General features: G+C 69.5%; 20 protein-coding genes. 10 read left to right on the top strand and 10 right to left on the bottom strand.

The genetic code is table 11. The features are described 5' to 3' along the window. Positions 1-33 precede the first annotated feature (33 nt). Positions 34-2,316: a phosphoribosylformylglycinamidine synthase subunit PurL gene (purL, locus tag ACFORO_RS15505; protein WP_377868012.1), complete on the bottom strand. Its 2,283-nt coding sequence runs from the start codon at positions 2,314-2,316 to the stop codon at positions 34-36. Between the two features lie 200 nt (positions 2,317-2,516). Between purL and ACFORO_RS15500 the strand changes: the two genes are divergently transcribed. From ACFORO_RS15500 to ACFORO_RS15485, 4 genes are all read left to right on the top strand, one after another. After that, positions 2,517-4,151 carry an ABC transporter ATP-binding protein gene (locus ACFORO_RS15500; RefSeq protein ID WP_377868013.1) on the top strand — a complete coding sequence of 545 codons (1,635 nt, stop codon included), beginning with the start codon at positions 2,517-2,519 and terminating at the stop codon, positions 4,149-4,151. After that, on the top strand, positions 4,148-5,890 hold the full coding sequence (locus ACFORO_RS15495) for an ABC transporter ATP-binding protein (RefSeq protein WP_377868014.1): 1,743 nt from the start codon (positions 4,148-4,150) through the stop codon (positions 5,888-5,890). Before ACFORO_RS15500 ends, ACFORO_RS15495 begins: the two co-directional genes overlap by 4 nt. Before the next feature lie 104 nt (positions 5,891-5,994). Continuing rightward, entirely contained in the window at positions 5,995-7,344 is a 1,350-nt protein-coding gene (locus ACFORO_RS15490; protein ID WP_377868015.1) for an outer membrane protein assembly factor BamB family protein, read from the top strand. A gap of 259 nt (positions 7,345-7,603) precedes the next feature. Next, entirely contained in the window at positions 7,604-8,023 is a 420-nt protein-coding gene (locus tag ACFORO_RS15485; protein ID WP_354746017.1) for a pyridoxamine 5'-phosphate oxidase family protein, read from the top strand. 63 nt (positions 8,024-8,086) lie between these two features. Here ACFORO_RS15485 and purQ read toward each other — a convergent pair whose 3' ends face one another. Next, positions 8,087-8,764, bottom strand: coding sequence for a phosphoribosylformylglycinamidine synthase subunit PurQ (gene purQ / locus ACFORO_RS15480; RefSeq protein ID WP_377868016.1), 678 nt, complete (start codon positions 8,762-8,764; stop codon positions 8,087-8,089). Further along, entirely contained in the window at positions 8,761-9,000 is a 240-nt protein-coding gene (purS, locus tag ACFORO_RS15475; RefSeq protein ID WP_037808692.1) for a phosphoribosylformylglycinamidine synthase subunit PurS, read from the bottom strand. The genes purQ and purS overlap by 4 nt, the downstream gene beginning before the upstream one ends. A gap of 93 nt (positions 9,001-9,093) precedes the next feature. Here purS and ACFORO_RS15470 point away from each other — a divergent pair, with 93 nt between their 5' ends. The 3 genes from ACFORO_RS15470 (at position 9,094) to ACFORO_RS15460 (ending at position 12,450) form a co-directional block, all read left to right on the top strand. Further along, positions 9,094-9,978 carry a hypothetical protein gene (locus tag ACFORO_RS15470; RefSeq protein ID WP_377868017.1) on the top strand — a complete coding sequence of 295 codons (885 nt, stop codon included), beginning with the start codon at positions 9,094-9,096 and terminating at the stop codon, positions 9,976-9,978. 82 nt (positions 9,979-10,060) lie between these two features. Further along, positions 10,061-11,641, top strand: a complete 1,581-nt coding sequence (locus tag ACFORO_RS15465; protein ID WP_377868018.1) for a GMC family oxidoreductase — start codon at positions 10,061-10,063, stop codon at positions 11,639-11,641. Next, positions 11,638-12,450 carry a class I SAM-dependent methyltransferase gene (locus ACFORO_RS15460; RefSeq protein WP_377868019.1) on the top strand — a complete coding sequence of 271 codons (813 nt, stop codon included), beginning with the start codon at positions 11,638-11,640 and terminating at the stop codon, positions 12,448-12,450. The genes ACFORO_RS15465 and ACFORO_RS15460 overlap by 4 nt, the downstream gene beginning before the upstream one ends. Here ACFORO_RS15460 and ACFORO_RS15455 read toward each other — a convergent pair. Both ACFORO_RS15455 and ACFORO_RS15450 read right to left on the bottom strand, forming a co-directional pair. Then, positions 12,447-13,631, bottom strand: coding sequence for a glycosyltransferase 87 family protein (locus tag ACFORO_RS15455; RefSeq protein ID WP_377868020.1), 1,185 nt, complete (start codon positions 13,629-13,631; stop codon positions 12,447-12,449). The genes ACFORO_RS15460 and ACFORO_RS15455 overlap by 4 nt on opposite strands. 58 nt (positions 13,632-13,689) lie before the next feature. Next, positions 13,690-14,415, bottom strand: coding sequence for a GbsR/MarR family transcriptional regulator (locus tag ACFORO_RS15450; protein ID WP_377868021.1), 726 nt, complete (start codon positions 14,413-14,415; stop codon positions 13,690-13,692). 207 nt (positions 14,416-14,622) lie between these two features. Here ACFORO_RS15450 and ACFORO_RS15445 point away from each other — a divergent pair, with 207 nt between their 5' ends. Then, the gene (locus ACFORO_RS15445; RefSeq protein ID WP_377868022.1) at positions 14,623-16,740 is read left to right on the top strand and encodes a S9 family peptidase; all 2,118 of its coding nucleotides are present in this window, start codon (positions 14,623-14,625) and stop codon (positions 16,738-16,740) included. 53 nt (positions 16,741-16,793) lie between these two features. Further along, on the top strand, positions 16,794-17,135 hold the full coding sequence (locus tag ACFORO_RS15440) for a hypothetical protein (RefSeq protein WP_377868023.1): 342 nt from the start codon (positions 16,794-16,796) through the stop codon (positions 17,133-17,135). A gap of 21 nt (positions 17,136-17,156) precedes the next feature. On the opposite strand, the gene ACFORO_RS15435 is transcribed toward ACFORO_RS15440, so the two are convergent. Next, complete coding sequence (locus ACFORO_RS15435) at positions 17,157-18,326, bottom strand: lactate 2-monooxygenase (protein ID WP_377868024.1); 1,170 nt, start codon at positions 18,324-18,326, stop codon at positions 17,157-17,159. 9 nt (positions 18,327-18,335) lie between these two features. Then, the gene (locus ACFORO_RS15430; protein WP_377868025.1) at positions 18,336-19,832 is read right to left on the bottom strand and encodes an aldehyde dehydrogenase family protein; all 1,497 of its coding nucleotides are present in this window, start codon (positions 19,830-19,832) and stop codon (positions 18,336-18,338) included. 199 nt (positions 19,833-20,031) lie between these two features. Here ACFORO_RS15430 and ACFORO_RS15425 point away from each other — a divergent pair, with 199 nt between their 5' ends. Further along, positions 20,032-20,667 carry an MBL fold metallo-hydrolase gene (locus ACFORO_RS15425; protein WP_354746039.1) on the top strand — a complete coding sequence of 212 codons (636 nt, stop codon included), beginning with the start codon at positions 20,032-20,034 and terminating at the stop codon, positions 20,665-20,667. A 2-nt stretch (positions 20,668-20,669) separates the two neighbouring features. Here the strand turns inward: ACFORO_RS15425 and ACFORO_RS15420 are convergent, their stop codons facing one another. From ACFORO_RS15420 to ACFORO_RS15410, 3 genes are all read right to left on the bottom strand, one after another. Then, positions 20,670-21,368, bottom strand: coding sequence for a DUF2334 domain-containing protein (locus ACFORO_RS15420; protein ID WP_354746041.1), 699 nt, complete (start codon positions 21,366-21,368; stop codon positions 20,670-20,672). A 100-nt stretch (positions 21,369-21,468) separates the two neighbouring features. Continuing rightward, positions 21,469-22,332: a class I SAM-dependent methyltransferase gene (locus ACFORO_RS15415; RefSeq protein ID WP_377868026.1), complete on the bottom strand. Its 864-nt coding sequence runs from the start codon at positions 22,330-22,332 to the stop codon at positions 21,469-21,471. A 142-nt stretch (positions 22,333-22,474) separates the two neighbouring features. After that, on the bottom strand, positions 22,475-22,951 hold the full coding sequence (locus ACFORO_RS15410; protein ID WP_377868091.1) for an NADPH-dependent FMN reductase: 477 nt from the start codon (positions 22,949-22,951) through the stop codon (positions 22,475-22,477). Positions 22,952-23,824 lie beyond the last annotated feature (873 nt).

The raw sequence follows: 23,824 nt of genomic DNA, 5'->3' as shown, positions 1-23,824 counted from the left end.
CCGGCGCCGGTCGGCGCCGGCACTCACGAGGCCTCAGTCGAACAGGGCCGGAAGGGTCTTCTCCCAGGTCTCGCGCAGCTCTTCGAGGCTGAACTCCGTGACGCCCTGGATCTCCAGCGTGCCGGAATCCGGGTCGACGACACCGGTCTTGCGCCACGGCAGGCCGCGCGCGGTGCACATCTCGGTGAACCGCAGCTCCTCCGTGCGCGGGACCGCCACCAGCACGCGTCCGGACGACTCGGAGAACAGCTGCACGAACGGGTCCTGGTCGCGGTCGAGGAACACCCGGGCCCCGCACTGTCCAATGAGGACAGTTTCGGTGAGGGCCTGGGCGAGACCGCCGTCGGCGAGGTCGTGCGCGGCGGAGATCATGCCGTCGCGCGAACCGGCCACCAGGACGTCGGCCAGCAGCTTCTCGCGGGCCAGGTCGACGCGGGGCGGAACGCCGCCGAGGTGGCCGTGCAGCTCGCGGGCCCAGGCCGAACCGTCCAGCTCGTCGTGGGTGTCGCCGAGCAGCAGCAGCGTCTCGCCCGCTTCCGCGCCGATCCCGGTCGGGATGCGGCGGATGACGTCGTCGATCACGCCGAGCACCGCGATCACCGGGGTCGGCAGGATCGCCGTGTCGCCGGTCTGGTTGAAGAAGCTGACGTTGCCGCCGGTGACCGGGATGCCCAGCTCGACGCACGCGTCGGCGAGACCGTGCACGGCCTGCTCGAACTGCCACATCACGCCCGGGTCGGTCGGGGCGCCGAAGTTGAGGCAGTCGGACACCGCGACCGGGGTCGCGCCGCCGGTGGCGACGTTCCGGTACGCCTCGGCCAGCGCGAGCTGCGCGCCGCGGTACGGGTCGAGGTAGACGAACTTCGCGTTGCAGTCGGTGGCCACCGAGACGCCGCGGTTGCTGTCCTCGTCGATCCGGATCATGCCCGAGTCGGACGGCTGGGACAGCACCGAGTTGCCGCGCACGTAGCGGTCGTACTGCGCGGTCACCCATTCCTTCGACGCCTGGTTCGGCGACGCGATGAGCTTCAGGAAGTCCGCGCGCAGCTCCTCGGGCGTCGACGGACGCGGCAGCTTCGCGGAGGTGTCGGCGATGAGGCCGTCCTGGAACGCGGGGCGCTCGATCGGGCGGTCGTACACCGGGCCCTGGTGCGCGACGGTGTGCGCGGGCACGTCGACCACGATCTCGTCGTTCCAGGTGATCACGAGGTGCTCGCCGTCGGTGACCTCGCCGATGTCGGTGGCGATGACGTCCCACTTGGCGCAGACAGCCATGAACGCCTCGACGTTCTCCGGCGAGACGACCGCGCACATGCGCTCCTGCGATTCGCTGGAGAGCACCTCGGCGGGCGTCATCCCGGTGGCGCGCAACGGAACCCGGTCGAGGTAGATGTGCATGCCGCCGTCACCGGCCGCGGCCAGCTCGGACGTCGCGCAGGACAGCCCGGCGCCGCCGAGGTCCTGGATGCCGACGACCAGCTTCTCCCGGAACAGGTCGAGACAGCACTCGATGAGCACCTTCTCGGTGAACGGGTCGCCGACCTGCACGCTGGGCAGCTTGCGCCGGCCCGCCGCGGATTCGTCGCCGGAGAAGGTGTCGCTGGCGAGCACGGACACGCCGCCGATGCCGTCGAGGCCGGTGCGCGCGCCGAACAGGATGATCTTGTTGCCGGCGCCGGACGCGAACGCCAGGTGCAGGTCCTCGGCGCGCATCGCGCCCACGCACAGCGCGTTGACCAGCGGGTTGCCCGCGTAGGAGGGGTCGAAGACCAGCTCGCCGCCGATGTTCGGCAGGCCGAGGCAGTTGCCGTAGCCGCCGACGCCCGCGACCACGCCGGGCAGCACGCGCTTGGTGTCCGGCGCGTCGGCCGGGCCGAAGCGCAGCGCGTCCTGCACCGCGAGCGGCCGCGCGCCCATCGCCATGATGTCGCGCACGATGCCGCCGACGCCGGTGGCCGCGCCCTGGTACGGCTCCACATAGGACGGATGGTTGTGGCTTTCCACCTTGAAGGTGACCGCCCAGCCGTCGCCGATGTCGACGACGCCCGCGTTCTCGCCGATGCCGGCCAGCATCTTGGCCTTCATCTCGTCGGTGGCGGTCTCGCCGAAGTAGCCAAGGTGCTTCTTCGAGGACTTGTAGGAGCAGTGCTCGCTCCACATCACCGAGTACATCGCGAGTTCGGCGTCGGTGGGCCGGCGGCCGAGGATTTCCCGGATCCGCGCGTACTCGTCTTCGGCGAGGCCGAGTTCGACGTACGGCTGGCTCGTTTCCGGGGTCGCCGCGGCCACTGCGGTGGTGTCAACTGTGCTGGTCACGGTATCCGTGTCAGGGTTCGCCACAGCCTTAAGACTACGTGTCGGCCGGGTCACACCCGCAGCCGCCCAGGCTGGTCCCGGGAAGGTCCGTGAAGGACTCCTTGAGGGAATCTGATTCCCTCAAGGAGTCCTTCACGGAACGTTCGGCCGGGGATAAATCAGTCGCGCTGGACACTCCCGGCGGCTTAGCGTCAGTGATCGTGCTTTCCGCCACGTACCGCTTTCCCGACATCCGACTCCCACAACGTCCGACGCCGGTCCGGTACCTGCTGGCGGTCCTTCGCGCGCGGCCGTGGCTCGTCCTCGGCGCGGCGGTGACCGGGGCGGGCTGGTCGCTGCCGAGCGCCTTGCTGCCGCTGGTGATCGGCCGCGGCGTCGGCGCGATCGCGGACGGCGACACCTCCGCGCTCTGGCGCTGGGCGGCAGTCGCGGGCGTGCTCGGTGTGGTGCAGGCGCTGCTCGGGACCGGGCTGCACTTCGCGGCGTACGGCATGTGGCTGCACGGCGCGGGCAGCACGCAACGCCTGGTCACCGGCCACACGGCCCGGCTCGGCGCGACCCTGCGCGAGGCGGCCAGCACCGGCAACGTCGTCGCGGTCACCTCGTCGGACATGAACTGGATCGGCAACGCGTTCGAGGTCATCGGCCGCACGATCGGGTCGATCGTGGCCTTCGTGGTCATCGGGATCGCGATGCTCAGCACGTCGCCGTTGCTGGGCACGGTCGCGCTCGTCGGCGTCCCGCTCGCGGTGCTCGGCATCGGGCCGCTGCTCGCGCCGCTGCAGAAGCGCAAGACCGCGCAGCGGGAGAATCTGAGCGACGTGAACGCGCTCGGCGCGGACATCGTGTCCGGGCTCCGGATCCTGCGCGGCGTCGGCGGCGAACGGCGGTTCCTGCGCCGGTTCCACGACGCCAGCCAGCTGGTGCGCCGCTCCGGCGTCGAGGTCGGGCGCAGCGAATCGTGGCTCGCCGCGGCGGAAGTGCTGCTGCCCGGACTGGTCACGGTGACGATCACCTGGCTGGGCGCCCGGCTCGCGCTCGACGGCACGATCGGCGTCGGCGAACTCGTCGCGTTCTACGGGGTTTCGGCGTTCCTGGTGGTGCCGGTGGCGACGGCGACCGAGCAGGTCAGCGCGCTCACCTCGGGCCTGGTCGCGGCGCGCAAGGTGTGCGGACTGCTCGCCCTGCGGCCGAAGCTGGCCGACCCGGCGTCGCCGCAGCCGCTGCCGGACGGGCCGCTGGAGCTGGTGGACACCACCAGCGGCATCCGCGTCGCGCCGGGCAAGCTGACGGTGGTCGACCTCGGCGCCGAAGCGGAGGCGATCGCCGAGCGGATGGCCCGGTTCGCGGATCCGGGCGAGGACGAAAAGGTGCTGGTAGGCGGGGTCCCCGCGGATCGCGTCGCGCTCGCCGAGCTGCGGACCCGCGTGGTGTACGCGCACAACCAGGACATCTGGTTCTCCGGTGTGCTGCGCGAACAGCTGGAGCCCGCGCGTCCGGGCAACGTCGACATCTTCGCGGCGCTGCACGCGGCGGACGCCGACGACATCGTCGAGGCGCTGCCGCGCGGGGTCGACGAGCTGATCGGCGAACGCGGGCGTGAGGTGTCCGGCGGCCAGCGGCAGCGGCTGAGCCTGGCCCGTGCGCTGGCGACCGACGCCGACGTGCTGCTGCTGGACGAGCCGACCTCGGCCGTCGACGCGCACACCGAGGCCCGGATCACCCAGCGCGCCAAGGAATTGCGGAACGGAAGGACCACGGTGGTGTTCAGCCAGAGTCCATTGTGGAGGAACGTGGCCGACGAGGTCGTGCACGGAAAGGCAGTGACGGTATGACGACGCGGCTCCCGCTCGCGTCGAGGCGCGAGGTCCGGCAATGGGTGCGGCGCACGGCTGCCGAGCACCGGCGCGAGTTCTCGGTGATGCTCGGCCTGTTCTTCCTCGCCACGCTGATCGGGCTGGCCGGGCCGCAGTTGCTCGGCCTGCTGGTGGACGGCGTGGTCAGCCACGGCGCGACGCTGCGGGTCGACCTGCTGGCGGCGGCGTTCGTGGTGGTGCTCGTGCTGCAGGCGTGGGCGAAGAAGGCAGCCCGGCTGCGCGGGCGGGTCTTCGGCGAACGCGTGCTGGCGGAGAACCGCGAACGGTTCGTCAAGAACGCGCTCGACCTGCCGCTGGGCACCGTCGAGGCGGCCGGGACCGGCGATCTGCTCAGCCGCGCGACCAGCGACATCAGCAGGCTGGACCACGCGGTGCGCTTCGCCGCGCCGGAAATCCTGATCGCCACCGCCACCGTGCTGCTGACGACCGTCGCGATGATCGTGACGTCGCCGCTGCTCGCGCTCACCCTGCTCGTGGCGCTGCCGCTGCTGGTCCCGGTGAACATCTGGTACCAGCGGGTGATTCCGAAGGCGTTCGCGTGGATGCTCGACCGGTGGGGCGACCTGCAGTCGGTCACCCACGAGACGGTGGAGGGCGCGCGGACCGCGGAGGCGCTGAGCCTCACCGAGCGGCGGCTGAGCACCGGACATCGCGCGCTCGACCAGGCCGTGCTCGGCGAGCGGCGGATGCGGGCGTATCAGCTGCGCTGGCTGCCGTCGCTGGAGTTCAGCTACGTACTGCCGATCGCGGCGCTGCTGCTGCTCGGGCTGTTCGCCTACCAGCAGGGCTGGGCCGGGCTCGGCACGATCACCACGATGCTGGCGTACGCGCAGGCGATGACCACACCGCTCAACGAGGCGCTGTTCTGGCTGGAAGACCTGCAGGTCGCGATGGCCGCCGCACGCCGGATCCTCGGCGTGCACCCGACCGAAACGGCCGCGAAGGTCACCGACGTGCCGCGTGGGCGCGACATCGAGGTGCGCGACGTCCGGTTCGGCTACACCGCGGATCGCGAGGTGCTCCACGGCATCAGCCTGAGCGTGCCGCGAGGCGAGCGGCTGGCGATCGTCGGACCGTCGGGTGCGGGCAAGTCGACGCTGGGCAGGCTGCTGGCCGGGATTTCGGCGCCGACGGCGGGGTCGATCCAGGTCGGCGGCACCGAGGTGTCGACGCTCGCGGACGACGTGCTGCGCGGCGAGGTTCTGCTGCTGACGCAGGAGCACCACACGTTTTCCGGGACACTGCGGGAAAACCTGGCGCTGCCCGCCCGGCGCGACGGCGGGGACTGGACCGACGAGGAACTGCTGGCCTCGCTCGCGTCCGCCGGCGCGGCGGAGTGGGCGGCCGGGCTGCCGGACGGTCTGGACACCAAACTCGGCTCCGGCGCGTACTCGGTCCCGGCCGGTCTCGCGCAGCAGCTGGCGCTGGCCCGGGTCGTCCTGGCCGACCCGCACACGCTGGTGCTGGACGAGGCGACGTCACTGCTGGACACCGGTTCGGCGCGGGAGCTGGAACGGTCGCTGAACGCGGTGCTCGAAGGCCGCACGGTGATCGCGATCGCGCACCGGCTGCACACGGCCGCGGCGGCGGACCGGGTCGCGGTGGTCGAGGGCGGGCAGATCACCGAGCTTGGGCCGCACCAGGAGCTGATCGCGGCAGGCGGTCCGTACTCGCGGCTGGTTGAAGCGGCGAGCTGAAGCGCGATTCCCGGACGACAAATCCGGCGCGGTGAAAGCCGTGGCGGAACTTTGGAAGAATCAGATTTCCCCAACACTACCCGCGTCGAAAGGGGGAGCGGGTAGTGACTGACAAATTGGGTGGCCGGCGGGCCCTCCTCGTAAGCTCGGCATTTCTGGCAGCCGTGGTGATCGCGGCGATCGTGGTACCGCTTGCGCTCAACAGCGGCACGGTGCCCGGCCACGCGATCGCGGTGTCCCGGACAGGTCCGTGGCAGCTGGGATCGGACCGGATCCCGCCGTACGACAAGGGCATCGATTCCTGGGTCGTGGGCGACGATCTGGTGCTGGTGAACGACACCTATGCGGTCGCGTACGCACGGAGCGACGGCAGGGAACGCTGGAGGATCCCCTCCCCCTCCGGCCATTTCTGCGGGGCGAGCACCTCTGTCGTCGATAACCGCGTCGCCGTCGGCTATGGGGATCTCTGCTCGAGCGCGGCCGTGCTGGATGTCAACGCGGGAAAGCTGCTGTGGCAGCGGGCGATGCCCATCACCTCGTCGGGAAGCCCGTCCGAGGCGAAACTCGACGAGCACGCAGTGCTGGAGATCGTCGGCGGTTCGGTCGTGGTCGTGCACTACCAGCAACTGCTCGGGCTGGACGCGGCCACCGGCGCCGTCCGCTGGTCCGAGGTCACGCCACCGACCGACGAGAAGGTGTACTCGAACTGCATCCCGTCGGACGGGATGCCGCGGAGCGCGGACTTCGTACTGCTGTCCCACTGCAGCGCCAAGGACTCCGGCGACGACTTGTACGTCGCCGTTGCCGTCGATCCCGCGACCGGAAAAACCAAGCAGCACAACGAGTTCGTGAAGAGCAAGTCCTACCTCACGATGGCGTGGGTGAGCGCGTCGCCGCTGGTCGCCTACCTCAGCGACGCGTCGAAAGGGTTGTACGAAACTCTCGACGACTCGCTCGAACCGGTTTCCACCATCGAGGCCGGAGACGCGGTGAACGGCTTCATGGGGGACGACGGATTCGGCTACAGCCTGAGCGGGATCTCCAACGGCACGTCACATCGACGTTCGCGAGCACTCGTCACGGGCACCACGATGATCGCGCTGACAAGCCCGCAGAAGCCCAACCGCCTCGCCGCGTTCGACCTCCGCACCGGCGCCAAACGCTGGGAAGCCCCGGCACCAGGCGGCGGCATTGTCGCGGCACCGCTCGCGGTGGACAACGGGCAGGTGATCGCCGTGGTCTCCGCTGGCCAGGACGGTCCTGATCAGCACATCGTCAAGTTCGCACTGGACACCGGAGCGGTGACACCCGTGCGCACGGTCTCGCTCACGGGTTCCGGCAATCGCCGCTTGGCACCGTGGTTCTGCCGCTTGTTCTGGGCAGACGGGGCCGTTTTCGGAGTCCGTGGGATCTACACCGGGCAGTCCACGGCACTGGTCTTCCGGCTCGGTTGAGCGCCGTGCTCGAAAGCCGCACGGTGATCGCGATCGCGCACCGGCTCCACACGGCCGCGGCGGCGAGCTAAGCGGAATGCCTGCTGGGGATTCGGCGTTGGCTCCAGACGGAACCATGCCGGCGGGATCGCGCCGGTGTCTGGCTGAGCGACGTGCTCGGCCCCCGGGGCCGAGTGCGTCGCTCAGCCAGACACCGGCTTGAAGGCGATCCCGCACGCCTCGGCGAAGCCGAGGCAGACAACACAGGGAGTGACGCCGGATGGCGGTCATGACGGTGGACGAACGAGAGAAATTCCTCGCGGAGAAGCGGGTGGGCGTGCTGTCGATCGGCCGGGAAGGCGCGGCTCCGCTCGCCGTGCCGGTTTGGTACGACTACGAGCCCGGCGGCGAATTGCTGATCTGGATGGACCGCGGGTCGGCGAAGGACCGGGCGATCGAGGCCTCGGGCAAGCTGAGCCTCACGGTGCAGCAGGAAACCCAGCCGTACAAGTACGTCACGGTGTCCGGTCCGGTCGTGGACCGGTCCTCGGCGCCGACCGAGGAGCAGGCGCTCGCGATCGCCTCGCGGTACGCGCCCGAGGCTGAGGCGCGGCGGTTCGTCGAGGGCTCGCTCAAGGAGACCTCGGTGCTGGTGCGGGTGCGCACCGAACGCTGGCTCTCCAGCGACCACAGCAAGTAAAAGCCGTGAAGGACTCCTTGAGGGAATCAGATTCCCTCAAGGAGTCCTTCACGGACCTTTGCCTTAGGCCTTCACGAGCGCGTCGACCGCGCTGTAGAACATGCCGAGACCGTCGTCGGACGGGCCGGTGAGCGCGTCGATCGCGTGCTCCGGGTGCGGCATGAGACCGACCACGCGGCCGTTCTCGCTGGTGACGCCCGCGATGTCGTTGCGGGAGCCGTTCGGGTTGCCGCCGACGTAGCGGAACGCCACCCGGTCCTCCGCCTCCAGCATGTCCACAGTGGACTGGTCGGCGACGTAGCAGCCGTCGTTGTTCTTGAGCGGAATCAGGATTTCCGCGCCCGCCTCGTAGCGCGAGGTCCACGCGGTGGCGTTGTTGTCCACGCGCAGCCACTGGTCGCGGCACACGAAGTGCAGGCCGACGTTGCGGATCATCGCGCCGGGCAGCAGACCGGCCTCGCACAGGATCTGGAAGCCGTTGCAGATGCCGAGCACCGGCATGCCCTTGTGCGCGGCGTCGATGACCGAGGTCATCACCGGCGCGTAGCGGGCGATCACGCCGGCGCGCAGGTAGTCGCCGTAGGAGAAGCCGCCGGGGACGACGACCGCGTCGACGCCCTTCAGGTCGTCGTCGGCGTGCCAGAGCGAGACGGCTTCAGCGTCGGCGTAGCGGACCGCGCGGGCGGCGTCGCCGTCGTCGAGCGTGCCGGGGAAGGTGATGACGCCGATGCGGGCGCTCACGCCTCGACCCGCCGGATCGTCCACTGCTCGATCACCGGGTTGGCGAGGAAGCCCTCGGCCATCTTGGCCAGCGTCTCGTCATCGACGTCGTCGTCGACCTCGAGTTCGAAGTGCCGCCCCTGGCGCACGTCGGCGACCCCGGAGAAGCCCAGCCGCGGCAGCGCGCGTGCCACCGCCTGGCCCTGCGGGTCGAGGATCTCGGGTTTGGGCATGACGTCGACAACGACTCGAGCCACGGCTGGCTGCTCCTTATTTCTGCAGGTCGTGGGTGCGGTTGAAGCGTACTTCACTAGCCTGACCGGCAGACAGACCGGTATCGAGGGGGAGACATGAACCACCCGCCGCAAGGCCCGTACCCGCAGCAGGGTCCTTATCCGCCGCACGGGCCGCAGCAAGGGCAGTTCCAGCAGCCGTATCCGCCGCCGGGCCAGGCGCAGTTCGGCCAGGTCCCGCCGCCGAAGAAGAAGTCGAAGGCCGGGCTGTGGATCTCGCTCGGCGCGGTGGTCGTGGTGCTCGGCGGCGCGGTCGCGTTCACCGGCTGGGTGACGCCGGGCTTCTTCAAGGAAAAGCTGGACACGACGTCGCGCGGGACGCCGGAGCAACTGGCCCAGTCGGTCGCAAACTCGATCACCGAGCAGACCGGGTTGGATCAGCTGTGGTGCAAGATCCGGTCGAAGCGGTCCTACACCGCCGACGAGTTCTTCCGGAACGCGAAGGGCGGCGCGAAGATCAGCAATCCGGTGCATCCGACCGGCCAGCAGGAACGCGCGGCCACGATCACCGCGGGCGACCTCAGCTACGGCATCGCGATCGTCCCGGACGGCAACGGCTGGTGCGTGCGCGACGCCAAGTCCGACGGCGAGCCGGCCCCGCTGGCCAGCCTGTCGACCGACCCGAAGCCGCGTCCCCAGGTGAAGGACGGCACGGACGCCGCGATGAAGTTCATCGACGCGGTCAACGCGCGCGACATCCCGGCGGCGCTGTCGGTGATGTGCCGGGACGCGCCGGACACCACCCGCGACGGCACCCAGCAGTGGATCTACGGCGAAACGAAGCTGACCGTGCGCAAAACGGACGTGCTGAAGACGGCGGGCCGGACCATCGTGCACGTCGACGCCAAACTCGACGGCACCGCCAAGGAGGGCCGGGTGGAGACCGACGACCACGCGGTGGACGGCGCGTGCGTCACCTCCTTCGACCCCACTTCCGACTGATCGGTTTTCCGGGGACTTGCGCGTAGCGTGACCTGCGCCATGATGTGTCGTTGACAGTGTGTCAACACCACCGGGAGGCAGCGTGCCAGAGCAGGACTCCTTCGACTACGTGATCGTCGGCGCGGGCAGCGCGGGCTGTGTGCTGGCGAACCGGCTGAGCGAGGACCCGTCCGCGCGGGTGCTCCTGCTGGAGGCGGGCGGCGAGGACACCGCGGACGAGGTCCGGATCCCGGCGGCGTTCGCGTCGCTGTTCAAGACGAAGTGGGACTGGAACTACGAGACCGTCGAGCAGAAGCACACCGGCAAGACGGCGTACTGGCCGCGCGGCCGGCTGCTCGGCGGGTGCTCCTCGATCAACGCGATGATCTACATCCGCGGCAACCGCGCCGACTACGACGGCTGGCGCGATGCGCACGGAGCCACCGGCTGGGGCTGGGACGACGTGCTGCCCTACTTCAAGCGCGCCGAGGGCAACCAGCGCCTCGGCGGCCCGCTGCACGGCACGGACGGCCCGCTGAACGTCGAGGACCGGCGGTTCACGCACGAGCTGTCGCACGCGTGGGTGGACAGCGCCGTTTCGTGGGGGCTCAAGCACACCGACGACTTCAACGGCGAATCGCAGGAGGGGGCCGGGCTCTACCAGGTTACCTGCAAACGCGGCCGCCGCTGGTCCACGGCGGACGCTTACCTGCGGCCCGCCCTGGAGCGGCCGAATCTCACGGTCCGGACGAACGCGCAGGTCACCAACGTGGTCTTCGAGGGCACTCGCGCCGTTGGTGTGTCCTATTCGGACAAAGGCGTCCCGACGACCGTCCGCGCGGACGCCGAGGTGCTGCTGTCGGGCGGCGCGATCAACTCGCCGCAACTGCTGATGCTGTCCGGGGTCGGACCGGCTGAGCATCTGCGCGAACTGGGCATCGACGTGGTCGCCGCGCTGCCCGGCGTCGGCGACAACCTGCACGACCACCCGGCGGTCGGCGTGATCTGGTCGACGAAGGGCACCACCGACATCGCGGACTCCGCGACGCCCGCCGGGCTGGTGCGCTACCAGCTGACCAAACGCGGTCCGCTCGCGTCGAACATCGGCGAGGCAGGCGCGTTCTACTCGACTCGCGACGGGCTCGACGCGCCGGACATGCAGATCCACGTGGCCCCGACGTTGTTCTACGACAACGGAATGCGCGAACCGACCTGCCCTGGCTTCACGTCCGCGGCGACGCTGGTCGACGTCGCGAGCCGCGGCCGGCTCCGGTTGAAGTCGGCGAACCCGTTGTGGAAGCCGGAAATCGACCCGGCTTACTACGCGGAGTCGATCGACCTGGAGTCGATCAAGTCGGCCCTGCGGTCGCTGATCGAGATCGGCCGGTCGGGCCCGTTGGCGAAATTCCTGGACCGGCCGTTCCTGCCGGCGACGCACGAGCTGTCGGATGAGGCTCTGACCGAGCATGTCCGGGAGAACACGCAGACGCTGTACCACCCGGTCGGCACGTGCGCGATGGGCGACGGCGAGCACTCGGTGGTGGATCCGGACCTGAAGGTGCGCGGGGTTTCGGGGCTGCGGGTGGTGGACGCTTCGGTGATGCCGGTGGTGCCGCGCGGGAACACCAACGCGCCGACGATCATGGTGGCGGAGAAGGCGGCGGACCTGATCCGGGCTCGATGACCGCTCTGTCGAACTGGCGAGATCTCCTTGCCGCCTGGGCGATTCCGGACACCGTGCACCCTCCGGAATCGCCGTGGGTCCTTCCGCGGGAGGTGTTTCTTCGGCGGGCAGACCGGCAGATCGCCGAGCCGATCGGGGCGACGCACCGGTTGGCCGCCGAGGCGTTGCGGGAGCCGGGCACGGTGCTCGACATCGGCGCGGCGGCCGGGGCGGCGAGCCTGCCCCTGGTCGGCCGGTCGAACGTCACCGCGGTGACTGCCTTGGACACCGACGACGAGTTGCTCGCCGCGTTCGCCGAGCGGGCCGCGGGCGTCGAGCATCGGCTGTTATCCGGCAGATGGCCTGAGCTTGCTGCGGACGCTGGGGTGGCGGATGTCGTCGTGTGCGGGAACGTGGTTTACAACGCCCCCGACCTGGCTCAGTTCGCCGCGGCGCTCACTGCGGCGGCGCGGCGGCGGGTAGTGGTCGAGACGGCCGCACGGCATCCGTTGACCGAGCTTAACCCGCTGTGGCAACGGTTTCACGGCATCGAGCGACCAACCGGACCGACTGCCGAGGACTGTGTCGCGGGGCTCGCGGAAGTGGGGATCGAGCCGGAAGTCGTGGCGTGGCAACGGCCGCCGGAGCCGGAGTACGCGGAGTTCTCGACGACGGTGGACGTCGTCCGGCGGCGGTTGTGCTTGCCCGCGGACGCGGCCGGAGAGGTCGAGCGAGCCTTGCTGGACCTGGGCGTGGACCCGGAAATGCCGCCAGATCTCGGGTCTTCCGGCCGGGATCTGGTTACGCTGGTATGGCCCGGATCCGCTTAACGGACGCTTTCGAGGGCCGGAGCGCGGGCAGGTTGCAGCGCTAATAGCTGTCCGGCAAGGAAAACCAAGGCGAGAATGAGATAGGAGTCGCCGACGAGGTGCTGCCACGGGGTCCACGCGAGTTCTTTCATTCCGCTGGACGGCACGAGAGTGTGCGGCGCGGCGATGAACACCGCGACTCCCGCGCTCAACGCGACGACGGCTTGGGGCGTGCGAACCCGGGCGGCGAGGATGAGCACCGCGGGCACGATCCAAACCCAGTGGTGCGACCAGGAAATCGGCGACAGGACGAGCACGGCCGCCGCGTTGACGACGAAGGCGAGCGGTCCGTCGACGCGCCGCATGATGAGCACGGCGGCGACCAGGACGAACGCGGACAACGTCAGCCACAGCAGGTCGTGAGCGTGCGGCAGCAGGGCAAGCCGGTTGAGGGCGCCTTCGATGGTCTGGTTGGTCGCGTAGGGAGAACCGCTGAAGCCGTCGGCGTTGGTGAGGCCGCCGCCGAAGAAGTACTCGGCGGACGCGCGCGGGGCGACCAAAAGACCGAGGAGGGTGGCCGCGGCACCGGCGAAAAAGGCGTTTCGGACGGCGCGGAAGTCCTTGGCGAGCAAGAAGAACAGGAGGATACCGGCGGGCGTGACCTTGATCGCGGCGGCCAGGCCGACCAGCACGCCGCGTGGCCAGCGAGAGTTGGGTGCGAGGCAGTCGACCGCGACCAGCGCCATCAGGACGAGGTTGATCTGTCCGAAAGAGAGCGTTGAGCGCACCGGTTCGAAGGCGAGCGCCGCGACGGCCAGCGCGGACGCGGTCGCGGCCGAGGTGCGGCGGCTCCAGCCCTGCCGCAGACGGCGGACCACGGCGTACAGGACGGCCCAGAGCGACGCGGCGGAGACGACGTCGAGCAGAACGGACGCGACGGACAACGGCGGGAACGCCAAGGCAGAGAAGAGAATCGCGGCGAACGGCGGGTAAATGAAGGGCAGCATGGACCCCGCCGTGGTGGTGGGGAGAGCACCGTACAGGTCGCCGCCGCGAAGGACGGCGTCCGCGCCGAAACGGTAAACCTGCAGATCAACCGGACTGACGCTGCTGATGACCGCCGCTACACCGGCGACGAGCGCGATCGCGCCGAGAGCGAGCAGCAAGGCGGAGATCCGCCCAGCTTTTCCGTGCCACCACATACGGCCGCCATTGTAACCACGCGGTCCGACGATCTTGACCCGGAATCGAACCTGGCGGCTATCGCGAGCGTTCTTCCCGGTAGGCGTGCAGGATGTCGCGCGCCTCGTCCGCGGAACGGCGGATGCTGTCCGCGACGACGTCGACGAACCGTGCGATGCCCTCCAACCGGACGGCCGCCTGCGTGTCGGGACCCAGCACCTCGACGCCGCGCCGTGCGGTTTCGGCGAGGCGGAGGTTGGCGCTGACGGTGGCCATCATCGATGCGTAGAAGACGTCGTCGTCGACCAGGTAACGCTCTCGGCGACCCTCGTCACGTTGCCTGCGGACCAGGCCCTGGTGTTCGAGGAACGCGATCGCTTTCGACACCGACGCGGGGCTGACCCGCAGCCGCCGGACGAGTTCGGCGGCGGTGAGACCGCCGGAATCGGTGGTGTAGAGCGCGACCAACAGCCGCGCGGTCATCTTCGGCAGCCCGGCGTCGGTGAAGACGGCGGCGAACGACTCCTCGTACTCGCGCACCGCATCGGCGTCGCGTCCGTTCTCGGACGGGACTGGGCGAGCGCGACGGGCGGTCGACTGCCTGCTCCGGTGGGCGCGGTGTTCGGTGGCGTGCTGGGCGAGGTCGGCGCGGTAGCCGGCGGGACCGCCGTTGCGCAGCACCTCGCGCGTGACCGTCGAGGTGGGCCGGTCGAGCCCGCGCGCGATCTCCGCGTACGCGAGACCGTCGGCCAGCCCGAGCGCGATCTGGTGCCGTTCCTGCCGAGTGAGCCTACCGCCGGGCATCGGGATCTCCTTCGTTCCCGGCGAGGATAGCCTTGACGTTCCTCTCATTGCAACACGTTCGTTGCGTTGAACTTAGCGCTCGTTGCAACGATCTACCGTCTTTTACCTGCGCATATACTCCGTGAACGCAACAAGCATGTTGGCAAAATTTGGAAACGCAACGTAGCGTTTCGCAGGTCAGAAACAACTGGGGGAAGGAACCCGAGCGTGACCACCACCGAGAACTACCAAACCGCCGAGCTGCTCCTGCGCCGCCTCGCCCGCCCTGGCGAACTGATCGTCGGCGACCGCGTCCGTCCACAGTGGATCGACGGCGGCGCGCGGTTCTGGTACGCCGTGAACCAGGGCGACAGCAAGCAGTTCTTCCTCGTCGACCCGGCCGCGGGCACCCGCACCCCGGACTTCGACCCGACGCGGCTGCCCGCCGTGACGCCCCCGGGCGGCCCGCTGGACGTGGCCTCGCCGGACGGCAAGGTCGCGGTGTCCCAGCGCGGCGCGGACCTCTGGGCGGTGTCCGGTGCCCGCGAATGGCCGCTGACCAGTGACGGCGCGCCCGGCTACCAGTACGGCACCAGCCCGGAAAGCCTCGGCAACGGCACTCTCCTGCGGAAGTTCGGGCTGCCGCATCTGCCGCCCGCGGTGGCGTGGTCACCGGATTCGACGAAGGTGCTGACCCACCGGACGGACGAGCGCGAGGTCCGCGAGACGCATCTGCTCGAAGCCCGGCCTGCGGACGGCAGCGCACCGGCGCTGCACACCCAGCGCTACCCGTACACCGGCGACGAGCACATGGCACTGGCCGAACTGGTGGTGCTGGACGTCGCCGCCGGCACGATGGTCCGCGCGCAGACAGAACCGCTGCTCGCGCCGATGATGTCGCCGGTGACGGCCAAGTGGGCGTGGTGGGCGGCGGACGGTTCGGCGGTCTACTTCCTCAGCCAGCCGCGCGATCGGCACACCCTTGCCCTGTACCGGATGGACCCGTCGACCGGCGAGGTCACCACAGTGCTCAGCGAAACCGGGCCGACCCGCGTCGAGCCCAACCAGTGGCTGTACGAGCCGCCGATCGTGCGCGTGCTGGAGAACGAGGTGCTGTGGTACTCGCAGCGCGACGGATGGGGGCACCTGTATCGCTACGACCTGCGCACCGGCGAGCTGCTGAACCAGGTCACGTCCGGGGATTGGGCGGTGCGGCAGATCCTGCACGTCGACGGGGAGACGGTGTACTTCGTCGCCTCCGGGCTGGTCGCGGAGGATCCGTACCGGCGCACGGTGTGCCGGATCGGCTTGGACGGCACCGGATTCGCCAAGGTGACCGACGATTCGCTGGACCACGTCGTCACGATGCCGGACAGCAGGGCGTACTTCGTCGATTCTGCGTCTACTGTGGACACTCCGCCGGTGGCGACGGTCCGCGATTGGTCCGGCCGCGTGCTGGTCGAGCTGGAGCGGGCGGACATCACGAAGCTCGCCGCGACCGGCTGGACGCCGCCGGAACCGTTCCGCGTCAAGGCGGCGGACGGGATCACCGACATCTACGGCGTACTGTACCGGCCGCACGGCTTCGACCCGGCGAAGAAGTACCCGGTCGTGGACAACATCTATCCCGGCCCGCAGGTCACCCGGACCTCGCCGTCCTTCGACCCGGGCGGCATGGGCATGGACGCGGAACCCCTTGCCGCGCTTGGCTTTGTGGTGCTCGCCGTGGACGGACGCGGTACGCCGGGCCGGGACAAGGCCTTCCACGACGCGTCTTACGGCAAGCTCGCCGACGCGGGCAGCCTCGACGACCACCTCGCGGCCATGCGGCAGCTCGCCGAGACGCGGCCGTGGATGGACCTGGACCGGGTTGGCGCGTTCGGGCATTCCGGCGGCGGATTCGCGACTGTGCGGGCGATGTTGGACTACCCCGAAGTCTACCGGGCCGGCGTCGCGTTGTCCGGTTCGCACGACCCGCAGCATTTCAGCCTGGACTTCGTGGAGGCCTACGACGGTGCGGACAACCCCCGCGCGTGGGCGGCATCGTCCAATGTGGAGATCGCGGATCGGTTGGCGGGCAAGCTGTTGCTCGCGCACGGCGAGATGGACGACCGGGTGCATCCGGACAACACGCTGCGGCTCGCGGATCGGCTGATCGCGGCGAACAAGGACTTCGAGATGCTCATCGTTCCCGGCGCCGAGCACGTGTTCATCGACTGCCTGTCCTATGTTCGCGCCCGTGGCTGGGATTTCCTGGTGCGCGAGCTGATGGGCGAGCAGCCTCCCGCGTACCGGCCCGCCCCGATCGTCCTCGACCCGGAGCTGCTCAGCGAGCTGTTCGCCTGACGGTTTGTCGACATTGCCCGTTTTTGTCGGACCCTGTCGCTACGGTTCCAGCCATGAGCACTTCCCTCTACTACGACGCGAGCCGGGCGACCGCGCTCACCCCGACCGAGACAGCGGCTATCGAGAGCATCGTCACCGCCCGCCAGTCGTCTTTCCCTTACCCGGACGAGGAATCCCTCTACCTGTACGAGGAAGGCGGCAGCGAGCCGGACGAGATCGTGGCCGGGTCAACCAAAATCCCGTTCGATCCCGACCGGATGATGGCGGTGCTCGAACACGTGCTGGGCTCGGTGACCGAGTTGCGCCGCGCTGTTCCCGACGCGGAATGGCGCGTGCACCTCGACGATTTCGATCTGCCGTGGGACGAGAGCGAGGGGTACTTCCTGCCCTCGTGACGCGGGCGGCCAGGCGCTGTCTCAGGCCTGGCCGACCCGCCGCAGCGCCTCGCGAGTGAGGTCCTTAAGCGTCGGATAACCGTCGACAGCCATGATCAAGTCAGCTTCAGCGAGCAAGGTACGCAGAACATGGACAACGCCGTCCTCACCAGCCAACGACAAGCCCCACGCGTACGGGCGGCCGACGCCTACCGCGGTCGCGCCCAAGGCCAGCGCCTTCACCACGTCGGCTCCGGAGCGCACGCCGGAGTCGAACAGGACCGGCGTGCCGCCGGCGGCATCGACCACCTCGGCCAGGCAGTCCAGCGCGGGGAGACCGCCGTTGGCCTGCCGTCCGCCGTGGTTCGAGCAGTAGATCCCGTCGACGCCGCCGTCAATGGCGCGGCGGGCGTCGTCGGGATGCTGAATGCCTTTGACCAGCAGGGGAAGCTTCGTCAGCGACCGCAGCCAGGGCAGGTCTTCCCAGGTGAGCGGGTTGCCGAAAAGCTGCGCCCAGAGCCCGACGGCGGCCGCCGGGTCGTCCTCCGGGGCCTTGCCGAGCCGCTTCCGGAAGACCGGGTCGGTGACGTAGTTGGCCAGGCAATGCCCGCGCAGCTGCGGGAAGTTCGCCGTCGACAGGTCACGCGGACGCCATCCGGTGACCCAGGTGTCGAGCGTGACGACGATGCCGCGGAAACCCGCCGCCTCGGCGCGTTGCACGAGCGAGGCGGCGAGGTCGCGGTCGGTCGGCGTGTAGAGCTGGAAGAAGCCCGGGGTGTCGCCCAGTTCCGGGACGAGCGTTTCCATCGGGTCGACGCTCAGCGTCGAAGCGACCATCGGCACACCCGTTCGCGCGCTGGCTCGCGCGGTCGCGAGATCGCCGTGGCCGTCCTGCGCGCACAGGCCGATCACCCCGACCGGCGCCATGAACAGCGGCGACGGCAGCTTCAGCCCGAACAGATCCACCGACAGGTCGCGTTCGTTCGCGCCGACGAACATCCGCGGGACGAGGCCCCAGCGCTCGAATGCCTCGACATTCCCGCGCTGGGTCCGCTCGTCGCCCGCCCCGCCGGCCACATAGGACAGTACGGACGGCGGAAGCGCTTGTGCCGCACGCGCTTCCAGTTCCGCGTACGCCATCGGCAGGTCCGGGACGCGGCCGGACAGCCCGGCGAAGTAGATCTCGTGCTGGAAATCGCCGAAGCCGGGCAACAGTTCTCCTCAGCGCTTGCCGTGCAGGACGGTGACCAGCTTGGCGACCAGCGCGTCCGTGGATTCCTTGCGGGAGAAGGAAGTGAGCGTGAGCGGCGCGGTGAACCGCTGCCGGGCCACTGCCTTCGGGCGGGCGAACTCGCGCAGCCCCTCCGGGCCGTGGATCCGGCCGAACCCGGAATCGCCGACGCCGCCGAAGGGCAGCGACGCGATGCCGGCGAACGACAGCGGCGCGTTCACCGAAGTCATGCCCGCGCGCAGCCGCGACGCCAACTCGGCACCGCGCGCCCGCGAGAACACCGTGGAGCCGAGGCCGTACTTGGTCGCGTTGGCCTTCTCGATCGCTTCGTCCATGTCGTGGACCCTGGCGATGGTGACGGTCGGGCCGAACGTCTCCTCGCGCACTGCCTCGGAGTCTTCCGGGACGTCGACCAGCACGGTCGGCTGGACGTAGCGGTCGCCGACGCTCTCCACGCCGCCGACCAGCGCCTTTCCGCCGCGCTTCAGCGCGTCCTCGATGTGACTGCGGATCACCGAGAGCTGCGAGGGCATGGTGATCGGGCCGTACTGCGCGTCCTCGTCCGAACCCGCGCGCACGTTCTTCGCCTTCTCGACCACCCGCGCCACGAACTCGTCGGCCACGCGTTCGTGCACGTAGACGCGCTCGACGCCGATGCAGGTCTGGCCGGAGTTGGAGAACGCGCCCCAGACGGTGGCGTCGGCCGCCGCTTCGAGGTCCGCGTCGGTGTCGACCAGCAGCGCGTCCTTGCCGCCCGCCTCGATCACCACCGGGGTGAGCGTGTTCGCGGCGGCGGCCATGATCTTCTTGCCGGTGGCCGCGGAGCCGGTGAACGCGATCTTGTCCACGCCGGAGCCGACCAGCGCGGCGCCGGTCTCGCCGAAACCGGTGATCAGCTGCAGCACCGGCTGCTCGGGCACGATCTCGGCGAACGCGTCGACCAGCCATTTCCCGACGCCGGGCGTGTACTCGCTTGGTTTGAAGACGACGGCGTTGCCCGCGGCCAGCGCGTACGCGATGGAGCCGAGCGGGGTGAACACCGGATAGTTCCAGGGCCCGATCACGCCGACGACGCCGAGCGGGAGGTACTCGACGGTCGCGGCCTGGTTGGCCATCAGGAGGCCGGACGAGCGGCGGTGCTTGCCGAGCACCTTGCGGGCGTTCTTCGCCGCCCACGCGATGTGCTCGATCGCCAGCACGCTCTCGAGCTGGGCGTCCGCGACCGGCTTGCCGGTTTCGTCGCGCACGACCTGGCACAGCTGCGGGAGCCGCCGGGTGAGCACGCCCTTCCAGCGCTGCAGCCGCTCCGCGCGACCGGCGAAGCCGAGGCCGTCCCACCAGCGCGCGGCCGCCCTCGCCCGCTCGACGGCGGCGCTGACCTCGTCGGCCGTGTGCACCGGGTAGGTCCCGACGACCTCGTCGGTGGCCGGGCTGAGCGAATCGAACGTCTCGCCGACGGGCGTCGGCTTCGGCTGGACCGCGGTCATCGGCGTTCTCCCCGTCTCGGTGAACCCCCAGGCTACGAGGTTGCTGACACTCTGCCAACAGTTGCCCGGGCTTCCCGCCAGCATGTCATCCGGGGGCAGGCGCGGAAAGTCCTCCGACCGGGAGTCCTCGCTGGACGCCCTCGTGACCAGGCGCGCGGCGTAGGGTTGAACCGACCGATCTTGATAAGGAGAAAACCTGATGCGGATCGTCCATTTCGGACATTCCTGCGTACTGCTCGAGACCGCCGCGGAGCGGATTCTGCTCGACCCGGGCACGTTCTCCACCGGCTTCGAGGCCGAACGCGAACTGTCCGCGGTGCTGATCACCCACCAGCACTTCGACCACCTCGACGTCGAACGGCTGCCCGGCCTGCTCAAGGCCAACCCGGACGCGAAGCTGATCGTCGACCCCGGTTCGGCCGAGGCGATCGAGAAGCTGCACCTGGAGTTCGAGGTCGCCCGCCCCGGCGACGCGTTCGAGTTCGGCGGCACCTCGGTGTCGGTCGTCGGCGGCGAGCACGCGGTGATCCACACCGACATCCCGGTGATCCCGAACATCGGCTACCTCGTCGACCACGGCGCGTTCTACCACCCGGGCGACTCGTTCTTCGTGCCCGAGCAGAAGGTCGACGTGCTCGGCCTGCCCACTGGAGCGCCGTGGCTGAAGGCAGGCGAAGCGGTGGACTTCCTGCGCGCGGTCGCGCCGCGCCGTTCGGTGCCGATTCACGAGGCGGTGCTGGCCAACCCGGCAATGCACTACGGGCTGTTCCAGAACCTCGCCCCGGAAGGCACCGACGTAAAGGTGCTGGAGCGAGGCGTCGCGACGGAGGTCTAGGTCTAGGCAGGAGCGGTGTGGCGCAGGGAGCCGTAGGTGCTCCCGAACGCCCGATTTTCGAGGGCGACGTCCACCGCGTCCAGCAACGCCTGCCGCAAGCCGGGGCGGCTGAGGTCAGCGGCGTCAATGCCAAGCCGCACCAGCCCGCCTCGGCGCGCGGCGCGGGCGGAGGCCAGTACGAGCGCGAAGCAGCGGACAGTCTCCGTACGGTGCGACTGACTCGTGAAGTCCTGTACCCGCGCGCGCCGAATCTCGCCGGTCACCAGGTCCCGGACGGCGTTCTGGTCGGCACACAGCGCGAAGCCGTGTTCCCGCAGCGCTTGCACAGTGCCAGGCGACGCGAGCCAGCGCGGCGGCGCGAAGCCGTCGACAGTGACGCCAGTCGTGTCGAGAGCCGCCTTCGCAGCGATGAGCCTCAGCCGCGCTTCGTGCGCAGGCAGCACAGCGAACTCAGCCTTGCGACCCAGGTGCACAGCGCGATGCGTCGGCGGAATGCGGTGGTCGTAGCCGTTGAGCAGCACCGAGTCTCCTGCCGCCGCGCGCGTACGGACCCAGGCCGTAACGGGCCCGTCCTCCGTGCGCGCGACGTGCAGAATCGACAACGGGACGTGCCGACGTTCGAGTTCGGCCGCCAGATGCGCACAACGGTGCAGCGTGCGCGTGGTGACCCCGGACAGCGAGACCAGCAGGCGAGCATCCACACCACCATTGCGCCGCAGCCGTGTGGCGACCGCCTGACCGCACCGTGAACTACGAGTGAGACTTACACGGCGGACAGTCACCGCCCGGTATGCGTGCTGTTTATGCAGCGGTCTTGCGGCAGTGCCAGATGAGCATCGAGGGCACGTCCTTCGCCGCCGCGGCCAGGACTTCCGGGACCAGCCCGTTGAGCGACCACGGCCAAAGATCCCACGGCCCACCACCCGGAACCTGCCGCGGCTCGGTGTGCGCAGGCTTCGGCTCCTGACAACTCACCGGCGCGAGACCCGCGGCGAAAAACGCGCGCAGATAGTCACCGACGCGATGGTGATATGTGCGCACCCGAGCCGGAGCACCGTCGATCGTGCGGACGGACGGAATCGACCCACGCTGGACCTGCTCGGGATGCACGTCGGAGAGCACGAGGTGCCCGCCCGGCGCGAGAACACGCGCGAACTCGGCGATCACCGGCACCAGGTCCGGCACGTGCGACAACGCGAGCCCGCAGAGCACCAGATCCTGCGAACCGTCGGCGACCGGCAGTTCGTGCAGATCGGCGACAAGCGTCGAGTCGGCCTTGGCGTGGCTGAGCATCTCGGCCGAACCATCGACGGCTATGACGTGATGACCGCGTTCAACCAGGAGACGAGTGAGACGCCCGGTGCCGCAAGCGGCGTCGAGCGCGCGGCCGGGCGGGATGGTGTCGAGGATCTTGGTGAGATGGGGTTCGTCGGCGAAGGCAGCGTTCTCGCCGGAGTCATACGCGGCGGCCCAACGAGCGTAACCGTCTCGCGGGGCGAGCTGAGTTACCTCGACGCCTTCAGCCAGCTCTCCGTCGGCCAACAATGCGCGGATCTCGGTTAGGCGCGCTTCGACGAACTCGCGATCGTGCTCGCCGGTGAACGCGCGGAGCAACGCGGCTCCTTCGATGCCGATGAGGTAGGCGAGAGGATGTTCGTAGCTCACCCTTACGGACGCTAACCGGGCAAATGCCGCAGGGCCACCGATTTTCGCGCTCGCCTAGCCGCCGTGGCCCTCTGTTCCCTTAGGGGAAAGCCCGGCCCGCCGCCGTAGTGACCGGGGCAGCTTCGCGGCAGGGCTCAGCAACTCACGGATTACCCGGTTTAGCCGCCTCCACGAGCCGCCGCACCGCAACCGCGACCCGCCCGCGCAGGTCGGGATCAATGAGGGCACCGTTCTCGACCGCCTGGCGAGGAATGGGAATCCGCGCACAAGCGTCGTCGACGATGCGGGTGCCCGCGTAGGTGAGCGTCTTGCGGAGGGACTCGTGCGCGTCCGCACCGCCAGTCGGCGCGGCGACCGAAGACGCGTTGATCCACGCGACAGGTTTGCCGTACATCTCACCGCCGCCGATGGTCCAGTCGAGCAGATTCTTGAACGACCCCGGCAGGCCGCCGGCGTACTCCGGGGTGCAGAACAGGACGCCGTCCGCCGCCCCGATCGCCTCCCGCAACGCCGCGACCTCTTCAGGCAACGGATCCCGATCGCGATCAGGATTGAAGTGCGGCAGCCCGTCGAGCCCACCGTACACAGTGGACGGAGCAAACCCGGCCGCGGTCGCGATGACAGCCGCGTTGACCGAACCGGCCCGCAGACTGCCGCTGATGAGCAGAATCACGAAGCCCAGTGTGCCAGCGCGGACGTTGCCGCGGGGTCGCCTTTTTCGGCAGACGCCGAACGTTCACCCGCTGCGACCGCACGAACGCAATCGCCGCACGACAAGCCTCGGCAGCAGCCGCCTCAGACCGGACCCGCTTCGGGGCGCGCCAAACTGCGCAGAGGCTTGGCGATGGGCGGTTGGTGACGGATCGGATTCCAGCCGAGCGCACATCCTGGAGCGACCGGAGCGCAACCGCGACCGGACCCGCGCCAGAGCCAGAGCAGCCGCACGACCTGCCAAGACCACGGTCATCCCGCACCACAGCAGCCGCACGACCTACCAAGACCACGGTCATCCCGCACCACAGCAGCCGCACGACCTACCAAGACCACGGTCATCCCGCACCACAGCAGCCGCACGACCTACCAAGACCACGGTCATCCCGCGCCGGAACTCGCGCACAGCCAGCCGAGGCGACGATCAGCCGCGAGCCGCCAGGCGCACCAACCTCACTTCCGCGGCATCCCTCACTCCCGCACCATCCCTCACTCCAGCGACATCCGGCTCCGCCGCCTTTGCGACACGGGTTTCGCAACAGCGGAACTCGCCGCGACGAGATCCACGCCAAAGCAGCCGGACCGCTCGCCAAGGCCACGGCCAACCAAACGCAAGCCCCCCAGCGACCCCGGGAATCGGCAGACTCGCAAAGAGCAAGCGCGCAACCCGCCAAGGCCGCGGCCGCCCCGCGTTGAAACGGGCACCCGCTGCCCATCGCCAGCCGAACACAGGTGCCACAGCAACCTGGGAATCACCGGCTCCAAGCCCGCTCCCGAACAG

It is taken from the genome of Amycolatopsis halotolerans, assembly GCF_042647905.1.
In the GTDB taxonomy this organism is placed as follows: domain Bacteria; phylum Actinomycetota; class Actinomycetes; order Mycobacteriales; family Pseudonocardiaceae; genus Amycolatopsis; species Amycolatopsis halotolerans.
Note: the sequence above shows the minus strand (reverse complement) of the source record. Positions and strands in the feature narration are given on the sequence as shown.